The sequence below is a fragment of the Kitasatospora hibisci genome (assembly GCF_043950205.1).
In the GTDB taxonomy this organism is placed as follows: Bacteria; Actinomycetota; Actinomycetes; order Streptomycetales; family Streptomycetaceae; genus Kitasatospora; species Kitasatospora hibisci.
In genome coordinates, this window is the sequence record NZ_CP171642.1 from 6,468,005 (window position 1) to 6,480,643 (window position 12,639).

A 12,639-nucleotide genomic window follows, 5' to 3' on the forward strand; every position below is an offset into this window, starting at 1 on the left:
CTCAGACGGAGGGCACGGCCTCCGCCGAACGCTGCCGCGCCCGGTAGGCGGCCACGTGCAGCCGGTTGCCGCAGGTTCGGCTGTCGCAGTAGCGCCGGGAGCGGTTGCGGGAGAGGTCCACGAAGACCCGCGCGCAGTCGGGCGCCTCGCACCGGCGCAGCCGGTCCCGCTCCGCGGCGGTCAGGATGAAGGCCAGCGCCATGCCCAGTTCCGCCGCCAGGTGGTCGTGCAGGGCGGCGTGCGGGGCGAAGTAGTGGATGTGCCACCCGTGGTGGTCGTGGTTGGTCAGGCGCGGCGTGGTGCCGGCGTCCGCGACCAGGGCGTTGATCAGCTCCGAGGCCTCCTCGGTGCCCTCGGTGACGAACACCTCCCGGAGCCGGGTGCGCAGCCGGTGCACGTTGCGCAGGTCGTCCTCGGTCAGCGAGTCGACCTCGCTGATCTCCTGGCGGACCACGAAGGCGTCGAGTGCGGCCACGTCGGGCAGCAGCTCGGTGCCGCACACCTCGGGTGCGGTGTTGAGCAGCTCGACGAGGATGCTCAGTGCGCACTCGGTGTCGTGGGTGATCAGCACGGTGGGGGCTCCTCGCCCGGAGGGGGCCGTCGGCACCCCGCGTCTACGGTCAACCTCAGACCTTACCGGGCCCCGTGGCGCACGGCGGTCGCTTCGCCCGAAGGGTTGTGCGGGAGCCCGGCGCCGGAAGGTGGCGGCGCTCCGCGGCGCGCGGAAAGACGACGGCGCCCGGCACCGAGGCCGGCCACCCGTGTGGGTGGCCGGCTCCGATGCCGGGCGCCTGCGGTGCTGGGGCCCGCTCCGGTGGGAGCGGACCGTGTCACCGGCCCCGAGACCGCGTCGTGCGCGGCTGAGTCTTGCTGCCGTGCCCCCGAGTAGGACGGCTGCGGTGACGGCAGGGGGTTCGGCCCCGCCGACTGCGGGGTGCGACCACCTCCCGGACGGGGTCAGCTTTCGGCGAGGATGTGGGACAGCTCCCGGTCGAGGTCGAAGTGACGGTGTTCGGTGCCGGGTGGCACGGCGGCGTCCGTCCGCTTGAGGAAAGACTCAAGCGCGCGGGCCGGGGCCTCCAGCAGGGCTTCTCCTTCCGGAGAGCTCAGCGCGATGCAGACCACCCCTTGCCCGTGGCTGCGCGAGGGCCACACCCGGACGTCGCCGGTGCCCGTGGGTCGGTGCAGCCCCTCCGCAAGGAGATCTCGGGCGAACACCCACTCCACGGTCTCGTCGGCGCCCGTGTGGAACGTCGCGTGCACGGCATAGGGGTCGGCGGTGTCGTAGCGCAGGCCCGCGGGGACGGGCAGTGAGGACTCGCTGGACACGATGAGGCGCAGGTGCAGCTCGCAGCTGACCGTGGTGTTCATAAGCGCCATGGCCTTTCGCTCAGTGTGCGCTCGGGGAATCGCACGTCGGCGAACGGACCATCCCACCTCCGCGACCGATGTAAACCCCTCTGTCCGGATTCGGGGCCGAGTCGTACCCCTTACGGCGCATTGCGGATTCGGCACGGAGTGCCCGGTGCCGCATTACCGGGCCACTTCTCGGTTAGTTTCCCGGCATGACTGTACGAAGCGACAAGGCGCGCGGGAACGCGGGCGGGAACACGAGAACGGGTGATGCGGCCGTGCCGGACGAATCGGGGGCCAGACCGGGCGACGGGAACGGCGGCGGGGCCGCCGGGCAGGGGCGGTCCGACGAGGTGACCGCGGACGGCGGGCGGGGGCTCGGCTCGCGGGCACCGCACTTCATCCGCCGCTCCCGGCCCCTGCACCTGAGCTGGCAGGTGGCGGTCTTCCTGGTCGGCCTGGCGGTGGTCGGGGCCGGCGTGATCATGCTGCCGTTGCCGGGGCCCGGCTGGGTGGTCATCTTCCTGGGCATGGGCATCTGGGCCACCGAGTTCGTCTGGGCCCAGCTGGCCCTGCGGTGGACCCGCCGCAAGGTGGCCGAGGCGGCCCAGAAGGCGCTGGACCCGAAGGTGCGGCGCCGCAACATCACCCTCACCGTGATCGGCCTGGTGGTGATCGCCGGCATCGGCGCCTGGTACCTGGCGAGGTACGGACTGGTCGTGCCGTGGAAGATCGGCGAGCGCTGACCCGCCCGGCCGCAACCGGTGGCGGCCCGTCCGTGGGAAGACGAACGAGGGCGGACCGGCGGGGGGCGGGTGCCGGGTGCGGGGGGCCCGAACGGGGGGTGTTCGGACCACCCCGACGGATGCGGTAATGTTTTCCCTGCACCCGGGCGATTAGCTCAGCGGGAGAGCACTTCGTTCACACCGAAGGGGTCACTGGTTCGATCCCAGTATCGCCCACCGGAATGCATTGTGATATGTGAGGCCCAGCCGATTATCGGCTGGGCCTCACATGTATTTCCGCAATGTGCTGAACGGCCGTCCGGAAGTTCCCGGGGAATCGGCTGAGGATCAGTCACCTTCCGCGCGGGGCGCGAGTTCTGCAGGTGCGCCAGGCGGTCCCGGCCGGTCCGGGTTGTACGACACCCCCCGAACGGTGCTACTGTTCTTCTCGTTGCCCGGGCGATTAGCTCAGCGGGAGAGCACTTCGTTCACACCGAAGGGGTCACTGGTTCGATCCCAGTATCGCCCACCGGACAGCACGCAGGCCCTGATCGGAAGACCGGTCAGGGCCTGTGGCGTTCGCGGGCCGACGGCTACGCCGCGACCTCGCAGCTGTGCTCCGGCGAGAGCCGCCGCCCGCAGCCGCACCGGGCCGGCCGCAGCGGCCAGGAGACGTCCACCCGCTCCGGAGTCCCCGAGCGGTCGAACCAGTTCTGCAGCCCCCGCGCCTGCGCCGCGTGCCAGACCGCCTGCCGCAGGTGCAGCTCCGCGACCGACAGCCCGCCCAGCGCCGCCGGGTAGCGCGAACCGATCGCCCGGACCAGCTCCAGCGAGGCCGTCGCGTCCGCCGTGGCGTCGTGCGCCCCGGCCAGCTCCACCCCGTAGTGCGCACAGAGGTCAGTCAGCGTGCGCCGGCCCTTCCGGTAGCGGTCCACGTGCTTGTCCAGCACCCGCGGGTCGAGTACCAGCAGCTCCTGCGGGCCGAGTGCCTCCGTCAGCGACACCGTCCGGTGCCGGCGCAGCTCCCGGTCCAGCAGCGTCAGGTCGTACGGGGCGTTCATCACCACCACCGGGCGCCCGGCCCGGGCCTGCTCGGCCAGCGCGCGGGCCAGCTCCGCCACCACCGTGCGGGCCGGGCGGCCGTGCGTGCGCACCCGCTCGTCGGAGATGCCGTGGATCGCACGGGCGCCCTCCGGTATCGGCACGCCCGGATCGGCCAGCCAGGTCGCGGTCCGCGCGGGTGCACCCGGGGTGAGCTGGACCACCAGGGCGGCGGAGACGATCCGGTCGGTCTCGACGTCCACGCCGGTGGTCTCGGTGTCGAAGGAGGCAAGCGGGCCGGTGTACCAGTGCTGCTGCATGACTGCCCCTCAGGTCCTGCGTTCACCGGAGGTGATACCGCTCCTGACGTCCGCTCAACCGTTTGGCCCCGGCCGGGTCGGGAACCCTGCGGTCAGGTGTCCTGTTCGAATCCGGACGGGCCCGGGGCCGGGGGAGGCAACGGGGCGATGGTGGTGACACAGCCGCAGCCCGAGGAGGCGGCGGAGGTCCTGCGGGGCGACCTGGCGGTGACGGCCTGCATGGAGACGCTGCAGGTCGGCTACCTGCACGCGGTCGCGGCCGCCGCCGGCTGCTCGCTCTCCCAGCCGTTCCCTGACAACGGCATCGACTGGCAGGTCAGCCACGGCTCCCGGGCGCACGAGGTGGACGACGAGGTCACCGTCAAGATCCAGCTCAAGGCCACCCAGCAGATCGCCCCCCGGCCGCGCGGTGCCCACTTCAGCTTCACCCTGGACAACGACCACCTGCGCAAGCTGGCCCGGGAACGGGTCGCGGTCCCGCGGATCCTGGTCGTGATGCTGCTGCCCAGCCGGGTCGACCGCTGGCTGGAGGCCCGGCCCGACGCGCTGGAGCTGCGGCACTGCTGCTACTGGGTCAACCTGGCCGGCCACCCGGTCACCGGGCAGCGTCGGACCAACGTCCGGGTGCCCACCGCGAAGGTCTTCGACGACCGTGCACTGTGCGACATCATGGCGCGGGTCGGCGCGGGCGGCAGCCCGTGACGGCGCCGCCCCCGGCGGGAGGAACAGGACCATGACGCTGCCACCCGGGCACCACGACGGCACCCGGCCCCTGCCCGATCCGGCCGCCGTCGACCCCGCCGTGCTCGCCACCCTCCTCGCCCGGCACGGCTGGACCCGCCGCGGCGGACCGACCGCCCGCTACGGGCGGTGGACGCCCCCGGACGACGCAGGCTCCGGCACCAGCCTGCTCGTCCCGGCCGACGACGGCTTCGACGACGCGGTCGAACTCCTCGCCGACGCCGTCACCGCGCTGTCGCAATCGCGCAGCCCCTCCGCCCGCGCCATCCTGCTGGCCCTCACCGTCCCCGGCGACGAGCTGCAGTGGCGGCGCGAGCTCCCCGGTCCGGCCGGCACCGCGCCGTGGGAGGACGCCGAGCGGCTCCGCCGCTCGGCCCGGGGGATGCTCGCGGCCGGTGCCAAGGCCGGCCGGACGAGGGCGGCCTACTTCGGCGCCCGGCTGGACGCCTGGGCCGGTGACTTCCTGGAGCGCGTCCTGGTGGTCGAGCACGGCCCGGCCGCTCAGGGCGGTGCCGGGCTCACCGCCCACACCCCGGCGCCCGAGGGCCGGGCGGCGGTCACCACCCTGGTCCGTGCCCTGGAGGCGCTGCGCGACGCGGTGGACTACCGGCGGGTCAGCGGCGGGCCGGAGGCCTTCGAGAACGCCGTCCAGGCCGGGGTCAGCCGCGAGCTGGTGGAGTCCGTCGCCGAGCTGGTGCGCGGCGCGACGGCGGCGCAGCTCTCGGTCGCCTGGTCCGCCGCCGTCGGGACCCCGGGCGGCTTCGGCGACCGGCGGATCGTGCTGGAGTTCTCCCCGGGGGACCTCCCGGCGCTGGCGGAGGCCGCCGCGCTGCTGGAGCGGATCGAGCCGGCCGTCGCCGTCACCGTGGTCGGTGTGGTCGTCCGGCTCAAGCGCACCGACCCCTCCGGGCCCGGCACCGTCCGGCTGCGGGTGCTCGGCGGTGCCGAGGTCGGCGAGGTGAAGCTGCGGCTCGCCGACCCGGCCTACCGGCTGGCCGCCGAGGCCCACCTGGCCGGCACGCCGGTACGGGTCAGCGGCAGGCTGGAGCGGCGCGGCGGCTTCCGCCGGCTCACCCACCCCCGCGGCCTGGAGCTGTGCGGAGTGGAGGACGGGGAGCACGAGCGGCTGCTGAAGAGCCTGGGCGAGCGGACCGAGCCGATCTAGGCGGGCGGCCGAGCGGATCCGGCCGGGAGGCCGAACGGATCTAGGTGACGGTGGGGCCACCGGTCTCGGTACCATCGGTCAGACGCAGCGCAGTGTTGCGTCCTCTGAATCCAGCACGTCAGGAGAGACCGGTGACGGACGTCCGGGTAATCATCAACCGCGAACCCGATCGGGAAGAGCGCGTGGTGACCACGGGCACTACGGCCGCCGAGCTCTTCGCCGACGACCGCTCGATCATCGCCGCCCGCGTCGGCGGCCAGCTCAAGGACCTCGCGTACGCCGTTCAGGACGGCGACGAGGTCGAGCCGGTCGCGATCGGCAGCAAGGACGGCCTGGACATCCTGCGCCACTCCACCGCGCACGTCATGGCGCAGGCCGTGCAGCAGCTCTTCCCGGAGGCCAAGCTCGGCATCGGCCCGCCGGTCAAGGACGGCTTCTACTACGACTTCGACGTCGAGAAGCCGTTCCACCCCGATGACCTCAAGGCCATCGAGAAGAAGATGCAGGAGATCATCAAGCGCGGGCAGAAGTTCTCCCGCCGGGTGGTCACCGACGAGTCCGCCCGCGAGGAGCTGGCCGCCGAGCCGTTCAAGCTGGAGCTGATCGGTCTCAAGGGCTCCGCCGCCACCGCAGGCGAGGGCGCGGACGTCGAGGTCGGCGCCGGCGAGCTGACCATCTACGACAACCTGGACGCCAAGACCGGCGAGCAGTGCTGGGGCGACCTCTGCCGTGGCCCGCACCTGCCCTCCACCCGGCACATCCCGGCGTTCAAGCTGATGCGCAACGCGGCCGCCTACTGGCGCGGCAGCGAGAAGAACCCCATGCTGCAGCGCATCTACGGCACCGCCTGGCCGAGCAAGGACGAGCTCAAGGCGCACCTCGACTTCCTGGTCGAGGCCGAGAAGCGCGACCACCGCAAGCTGGGCAACGAGCTCGACCTCTTCTCCATCCCGGAGGAGATCGGCTCCGGCCTCGCCGTCTTCCACCCCAAGGGCGGCATCATCCGTCGCGCCATGGAGGACTACTCGCGCCGCCGGCACGAGGAGGAGGGCTACGAGTTCGTCTACACCCCGCACGCCACCAAGGGGAAGCTCTTCGAGAAGAGCGGCCACCTGGACTGGTACGCCGACGGCATGTACCCGCCCATGCAGCTCGACGAGGGTGTGGACTACTACCTGAAGCCCATGAACTGCCCGATGCACAACCTGATCTTCGACGCGCGCGGCCGCTCGTACCGTGAACTGCCGCTGCGCCTCTTCGAGTTCGGGACGGTGTACCGGTACGAGAAGTCGGGTGTGGTGCACGGTCTGACCCGCGCCCGCGGCTTCACCCAGGACGACGCGCACATCTACTGCACCCGTGAGCAGATGGCGGACGAGCTCGACTCGACGCTGACCTTCGTGCTCGGCCTGCTGCGGGACTACGGCCTGACCGACTTCTACCTGGAGCTCTCCACCAAGGACCCGGAGAAGTACGTCGGCAGCGACGAGACCTGGGAGGAGGCCACCGCGGTCCTCGCCAAGGTGGCCGAGAAGCAGGGCCTGCCGCTGGTCCCGGACCCGGGCGGCGCGGCCTTCTACGGCCCGAAGATCTCGGTGCAGGCGAAGGACGCCATCGGCCGTACCTGGCAGATGAGCACCATCCAGCTCGACTTCAACCTGCCCGAGCGGTTCGACCTGGAGTACACCGGGGCGGACGGCTCGCGGCAGCGGCCGGTCATGATCCACCGCGCGCTGTTCGGCTCGATCGAGCGGTTCTTCGCGGTGCTGCTGGAGCACTACGCCGGCGCCATGCCGCCGTGGCTGGCCCCGGTCACCGTGACCGGCATCCCGATCACTGACGAGCACGTGCCCTACCTGCTGGAGGTCGCGGCCGAGCTGAAGAAGCGCGGGATCCGGGTCGAGGTGGACAGCTCGGACGACCGGATGCAGAAGAAGATCCGCAACGCCCAGAAGTCGAAGACCCCGTTCATGCTGATCGCGGGCAACGACGACGTCGAGGCGGGCGCGGTCTCCTTCCGCTACCGCAACGGCGAGCAGAAGAACGGCGTGCCGGTGGCCGACGCGATCGCCGAGATCGTCGACGCCGTGGAGCGCCGCATCCAGGTGTGACGCGGTAGCACGGTGTGCGGTGTGGGGCAGGCTCCGCAGGGAGTCTGCCCCACTCTGCTCTGCAAGCACCGCCGGGCGAATATGCTGATCAGCATGACGACTGAGCCGGAACTGCAGCGGGGCGTCGGCGAGCCGGACGGCTTCCGCCGCCTCTGGACCCCCCATCGGATGGCGTACATCCAGGGCGAGAACAAGCCCACCGGCCCGGCTCCGGACGACGGTTGCCCGTTCTGCTCGATCCCGTCGCTGAGCGACGAGGACGGGCTGGTCGTCGCGCGGGGGAGTGCCGTGTTCGCGGTGCTCAACCTGTACCCGTACAACGGCGGGCACCTGATGGTCGTCCCGTACCGGCACGTCGCCGACTACACCGAGCTGGACGAGGCGGAGACCGCCGAGCTGGCCGATTTCACCAAGAAGGCGATGACGGCACTGCGGGCGGCCTCGGGGGCGCACGGGTTCAACATCGGGATGAACCAGGGCGCAGCGGCCGGTGCCGGGATCGCGGCCCACCTGCACCAGCACGTGGTGCCGCGCTGGGGCGGGGACACCAACTTCATGCCGGTGGTCGGCCACACCAAGGTGCTGCCGCAGCTGCTGGCGGACACCCGCAAGATGCTGGCCGAGGCCTGGCCGCAGGACTGAGTGCCGGGCGGGCGGAAGGGCCCGCCGCCGAGAGGGCGGTCTCGGCGGCGGGCCCTTCCGTTGTGTCGGTGCCGGGCTCAGCCGGCGTCGTACTGGTCGACCCTGTACGGCCGGGTGCCCTGAGCCTCGGACTTGATGATCGACGCGCGGTTCTTGAAGAAGCGCTCGGCGTCGACGTCGTGCTCGGCCAGGAACTCCAGCGTGGCCTTGAGAACGGCCTGGGTCACCGGGTGGGAGACGTTCAGCGCGTTGTCCGCCATGGAGCGGGTGTTCCAGGGCGGTGCGGCCCAGGCGTGGCGCAGTCCGAACGGCTCGGGCAGGCCGAGCCCGCCGCCGAGCCAGCCGAGCAGGCCGGGGGCGCGGTAGAAGGGCGCGCGGACGGCCTGACGCACCACCTCGTCGTTGTCGATGAGGGGGAGCTTGAGGGTCTGTTCCTCCCAGAACTTCACCGTCTTCGCGACCGTCTTCTCCTTGTCCTTCGGCTTGTCGAAGAAGAGGCCGTTGACCGGTCCGAGGGCGAAGGCGGCCACCGTGACGTTGAGCGTGTTGGCCAGCAGGGTCACGGTGACGGTGAAGGTCAGGACCAGCTTGCCGTCGTGCGTGATGAACTGGGTGGCGAGGTAGTGCCGGGGGCCGCCGGAGAAGGTCTGCTTGTCGGCGATGGCCTGGACGGCGAAGTCGCGCATCCGGTCGCCGTCCATGTTGGCGTCGCCGGCGGGCGGGCGGCTGATCTCGTCGGCGCCCTCGCCGACCTCGAAGACGACCCACTGCTTGACGGCGACGTTCGGGATGCCGCTGTTGGCGACCTCGCTGATGCCGAGCGACTTGAGCTGGCTCGCGATCCGGCGGACGAGGTCCCAGGGGTGGAAGGCGCGGAAGTCGCCGTGGCCCTCGGCCGGGAGCAGCACGTCCGCCATCTTCCACTCGCCCCAGCGCCTCCCGGCGCCGAGGATGCCCTTGGCGCCGGCGTAGTGCTGGACGTTGGTCTCCTGCTCGGACTCCAGCCGGCCGAGTTTGGCCCGCAGGTCGGAGGCCTTCTTGTCCAGGTCGTCGCGGGGGACGGCCTTGGGGACGGTCGCGGCGACGGCGTTGCCCTCGACGAGGTCCTGCCAGCGGGCGCGCAGGTCGAGGGCGGAGCCGAGCACGATGCGCTTGGCGAGGTACCAGCCGACGACCGGGGCGAGCATCACCAGGCGGAGGTAGATGCCGAGCAGGCCGCCGGAGGGGGGCTTGATCGCCAGGAGCAGGGCGACGGCGGCCGCGGCGGCCAGCACGAGGGCACCGTAGAACGCGGCGTTCTTGGGGTTGTCGCGCTTGAGCCAGGCGCGGAGCTGGAAGGCGCCGAGCCAGAGCAGGGTGCCGGGGAGGAAGAGCACGCCGGTGACGACCGTGACGGTGGTGAGCCGGCGGTCGCGGGCGGTGCGGAGGTCCTCGGCGGCGAGGCAGTGCTCGACGATCTGGCGGGTGTCGACGCCGAAGGAGGGCACCAGCGGTTTGCGGTCGCCGCCGAGCGCACGGGAGATCACGGCGCGGCTGAACGCCTCGCCGAGGTTGGGGCGGAAGAGGGCGAAGCGGCCCTTCCTGGCGGTGGCGGCGGTGACGGCCGCGACGAAGTCGTGGACCTCGCTGTCGCGGTAGGCGGTCGAGGAGAGCGCCTGGGTGACGGCGGTCTGCGGGCCGGCGTCGGTCCGGGGTATCTGCGCACCCGGGGTCATGTCGAGTGTGGTCACGGTCGCGTCCCCTCCTCCCCTTGTCAGCGGCAGGTTACCGTGCCCCGGCACCGCTGCGCGGATGATCGTCTGAAGTACCGTCACGATCGGGCCACCCGGGGCCTGTGAGGCATGATGCCCACCTTCGGGGGCCGTGACGCACCTGGTGACGGGCGTGGGGGCGCAATGGTGCACGATGGGCGCAATGGGGTCGTGCCGAGGAGTCGGAGCGAGGGAGTCGCGGTGAAGGATCCGGTGCTGGTCTTCGACGGGGACTGTGCGTTCTGCTCGACCTGCGTGGTGTGGGCGGAGCGGTACCCGCGGCAGACGCTCGCCTCGGCGGGCTGGGCGGCGGTGCCGTTCCAGTTCGCGGACCTGGCCGGGCTGGACGCGCTGGCCGGGGGCCGCGGCGAGGTGTCGTGGGAGCGGGCCGAGCACGAGGTGCTCTGGGTGACGCCGGCCGGCCGGGTGTACGGAGGGGCGCAGGCGGTGGCGCGGCTGCTGATGCGCTCCGGCGGTGCCTGGGCGTACCTGGGCGGGGTGCTGGCGCTGCCGCCGGTGCGGCCGGTGGCGGGCGTCGTGTACCGGTGGGTGGCGAAGAACCGGCACCGGATGCCGGGCGGGACGCCGGCCTGTGCGCTGCGCCCGCGGACGGGTCCGGACCGGCCCTAGGCGGGTCCTGGTCCTAGGTGCGGTCCTCGGCGGTGTAGCGGTTGGCGAGGGCGGCGGGCATGGGTTCGTGGCGCAGGTAGGCGCGGGAGAACTCGGCGGTGCCGTGTGTGATCGAGCGCAGGTCGACGGGGTACCGGACGAGTTCGAGTTCGGGGACCTCGGCGCGCAGCAGGGTGAGGGCGGGGCCGCCGGTCTCGGTGCCGAGGACGCGGCCGCGGCGGGCGGAGAGGTCGGTCAGGACGGCGCCGAGGTAGTCGTCGGGCAGCAGCACGCTGACCGCGGCGACGGGTTCGAGGAGCCGGATGACCGCGTGCTCGGCGGCGTCGCGCAGGGCGAGGGCGGCGGCGGTCTGGAACGAGGAGTCGGAGGAGTCGACCGAGTGCGCCTTGCCGTCGGTGAGGGTGACGCGGACGTCGACGAGCGGGTATCCGGTGGAGACGCCCTTGGCGAGTTGGGCGCGCACGCCCTTCTCGACGGAGGGGATGAAGTGCTTGGGGACGGCGCCGCCGACGACGTGCTCGTCGAATTCGAAGCCGGCGCCGGCGGGGAGGGGTTCGACCTCCAGGTCGCAGATGGCGTACTGGCCGTGCCCGCCGGACTGCTTGACCAGGCGTCCGTGGCCGGCGGCCGCGGTGCCGAAGGTCTCGCGGAGGGCGACCCGGGGTTCGACGGTGTCGACGTGGACGCCGTGGCGGCTGCGGAGCCGGTCGAGGACGACGTCGGCGTGGGCCTCGCCGGTGCACCAGAGGACGAGCTGGTGGGTGTCGGGGTTCTGTTCGAGGCGCAGCGCCGGGTCCTCGGCGGCGAGCCGGGCCAGGGCCTGGGAGAGCTTGTCGTCGTCGGCCTTGCTGTGGGCCTCGATGGCGATCGGCAGGAGCGGCTCGGGCAGGGTCCAGGTGTCGAGTTTGACCGGGTGGCCGGGTTCGTGGGCGGTGTCGCCGGAGCGGGCGCCGGTGAGCTTGGCGGCGCAGACGAGGTCGCCGGCGACGGCGTGCGGGACGCTCCGCTGGAGCTTGCCGAACGGGCTGGTGAGGCCGGTGACGCGTTCGTCGCCGTCCTGGTCCCCGGGGTGTTCGGGGCCGGTGAGGTGGATGCGGGTGTCGGGGCGCAGTGTGCCGGCGTAGATGCGCAGCAGGCTGATCCGGCCGACGTAGGCGTCGCCGGTGACGCGGACGACCTGGGCGGCGAGGGGTGCGTCGGGGTCGCACTCGGGGGCGGGGCGGGTGCGTCGGGTGGGGTCGGGGAAGGCGGTGGTGATGAGGTCGAGGAGTTCGGCGGCGCCGAGACCGGCGTCGGTGGTGGGGATGGCGGGGTGGAGGGTGCAGGCGAGCACCTCGCGGCGCATGCCGTCTTCCAGCGATTCGGTGTCGAGGGTGTCGCCGGCGAGGTAGCGCTCCATGAGGGTGTCGTCCTGGCCGGAGATGGCCTCGACGAGGCTGTCGCGGGCGGGGGCGGTGTCGGGGAGCGGTTCGGTCTGCCCGTAGGTGTGGCCGGTGAGCAGGTCGACGCTGCCGTCGGGGTGGCCGTCGTGCTGCACGGGGAGGAAGAGCGGGCGCAGGGTGTCCGGGCCGAGGTTGAAGGCGTCGTGGCAGGCGGTGAGGATGTCGTCGAAGCTGCTGCGGGCGATGTCGAGCTTGGCGACGGCGATGGCGCGCGGGATGCCTTCGGCGGCGCACTCGCGCCAGAGCGCGCGGGTGGGGGCGGTGACCGGGTCGGTGGCGGAGACCACGAAGACGGCGGCGTCGGCGGCGTGCAGGGCGGCGCGCAGGTCGGCGGAGAAGTCGGGGTGGCCGGGCGGGTCGAGCAGGTTGACCTTGACACCGTTCCATTCGAGCGGGAGCAGCGAGAGCTGGACGGAGCGCTGCTGCTGGTGCTCGATCTCCTCGTGGTCGGAGACGGTGGTGCCGTCGGAGACGCGGCCGGTGCGGCCGATGGCGCCGGCGGCGAGGGCGAGGGACTCGGCGAGGGTGGTCTTCCCCGCGCCGCTGCAGCCGATGAGGACGACGTTGCGCAGGTGGGCAGGGTCGGTGACGGTGGGCGCCGCCTGGCCGGCTCGTGCGGTGCTGCGGTCGGGCATCGGGGTCTCCTCCCGTCGCGCCGAGGCTGTCGTGAAAAGTCTAGGGGTGATGCCTGCGGCACGGCGTCCCGTACGCGCGGGCG

The 12,639-nt window shown here is 72.3% G+C and carries 11 protein-coding genes and 2 tRNA genes; 8 read left to right on the forward strand and 5 right to left on the reverse strand.

The window, feature by feature from the left end; translation table 11 throughout:
- Position 1: 1 nt before the first annotated feature.
- Both ACF9IK_RS28395 and ACF9IK_RS28400 read right to left on the reverse strand, forming a co-directional pair.
- Positions 2 to 571 carry a CGNR zinc finger domain-containing protein gene (locus ACF9IK_RS28395; protein ID WP_395296924.1) on the reverse strand — a complete coding sequence of 190 codons (570 nt, stop codon included), beginning with the start codon at positions 569 to 571 and terminating at the stop codon, positions 2 to 4.
- Between the two features lie 386 nt (positions 572 to 957).
- Positions 958 to 1,371 (reverse strand): SsgA family sporulation/cell division regulator, encoded by a 414-nt coding sequence (locus ACF9IK_RS28400; RefSeq protein ID WP_030056266.1) that lies wholly within the window; start codon positions 1,369 to 1,371, stop codon positions 958 to 960.
- A gap of 194 nt (positions 1,372 to 1,565) precedes the next feature.
- On the opposite strand from ACF9IK_RS28400, the gene ACF9IK_RS28405 reads away from it, so the two are divergent.
- The 3 genes from ACF9IK_RS28405 to ACF9IK_RS28415 all read left to right on the forward strand — a co-directional run bounded on the left by ACF9IK_RS28405 (position 1,566) and on the right by ACF9IK_RS28415 (position 2,607).
- Complete coding sequence (locus ACF9IK_RS28405) at positions 1,566 to 2,099, forward strand: TIGR02611 family protein (protein WP_395296925.1); 534 nt, start codon at positions 1,566 to 1,568, stop codon at positions 2,097 to 2,099.
- A gap of 144 nt (positions 2,100 to 2,243) precedes the next feature.
- A tRNA-Val gene (locus ACF9IK_RS28410) sits at positions 2,244 to 2,315 on the forward strand.
- Between the two features lie 220 nt (positions 2,316 to 2,535).
- Positions 2,536 to 2,607 (forward strand) — tRNA-Val (locus ACF9IK_RS28415).
- A gap of 64 nt (positions 2,608 to 2,671) precedes the next feature.
- Here the strand turns inward: ACF9IK_RS28415 and ACF9IK_RS28420 are convergent.
- Positions 2,672 to 3,439, reverse strand: a complete 768-nt coding sequence (locus ACF9IK_RS28420; RefSeq protein WP_395296926.1) for a 3'-5' exonuclease — start codon at positions 3,437 to 3,439, stop codon at positions 2,672 to 2,674.
- A gap of 147 nt (positions 3,440 to 3,586) precedes the next feature.
- On the opposite strand from ACF9IK_RS28420, the gene ACF9IK_RS28425 reads away from it, so the two are divergent.
- The 4 genes from ACF9IK_RS28425 to ACF9IK_RS28440 all read left to right on the forward strand — a co-directional run bounded on the left by ACF9IK_RS28425 (position 3,587) and on the right by ACF9IK_RS28440 (position 8,098).
- Entirely contained in the window at positions 3,587 to 4,141 is a 555-nt protein-coding gene (locus tag ACF9IK_RS28425) for a DUF4365 domain-containing protein (protein WP_395296927.1), read from the forward strand.
- Positions 4,142 to 4,172: 31 nt separating this feature from the next.
- Entirely contained in the window at positions 4,173 to 5,345 is a 1,173-nt protein-coding gene (locus ACF9IK_RS28430; protein WP_395296928.1) for a hypothetical protein, read from the forward strand.
- A gap of 131 nt (positions 5,346 to 5,476) precedes the next feature.
- A complete protein-coding gene (thrS, locus tag ACF9IK_RS28435) occupies positions 5,477 to 7,456 on the forward strand; it encodes a threonine--tRNA ligase (RefSeq protein ID WP_395296929.1) in 1,980 nt (659 codons plus the stop codon).
- An 81-nt stretch (positions 7,457 to 7,537) separates the two neighbouring features.
- Positions 7,538 to 8,098 (forward strand): HIT family protein, encoded by a 561-nt coding sequence (locus ACF9IK_RS28440; protein ID WP_395296930.1) that lies wholly within the window; start codon positions 7,538 to 7,540, stop codon positions 8,096 to 8,098.
- Between the two features lie 77 nt (positions 8,099 to 8,175).
- On the opposite strand, the gene ACF9IK_RS28445 is transcribed toward ACF9IK_RS28440, so the two are convergent.
- Positions 8,176 to 9,828: a hypothetical protein gene (locus ACF9IK_RS28445; protein WP_395296931.1), complete on the reverse strand. Its 1,653-nt coding sequence runs from the start codon at positions 9,826 to 9,828 to the stop codon at positions 8,176 to 8,178.
- Between the two features lie 222 nt (positions 9,829 to 10,050).
- On the opposite strand from ACF9IK_RS28445, the gene ACF9IK_RS28450 reads away from it, so the two are divergent.
- Positions 10,051 to 10,479, forward strand: a complete 429-nt coding sequence (locus tag ACF9IK_RS28450) for a thiol-disulfide oxidoreductase DCC family protein (RefSeq protein ID WP_395296932.1) — start codon at positions 10,051 to 10,053, stop codon at positions 10,477 to 10,479.
- A gap of 13 nt (positions 10,480 to 10,492) precedes the next feature.
- Here the strand turns inward: ACF9IK_RS28450 and ACF9IK_RS28455 are convergent, their stop codons facing one another.
- Entirely contained in the window at positions 10,493 to 12,556 is a 2,064-nt protein-coding gene (locus ACF9IK_RS28455) for an elongation factor G-like protein EF-G2 (RefSeq protein WP_395296933.1), read from the reverse strand.
- Positions 12,557 to 12,639 lie beyond the last annotated feature (83 nt).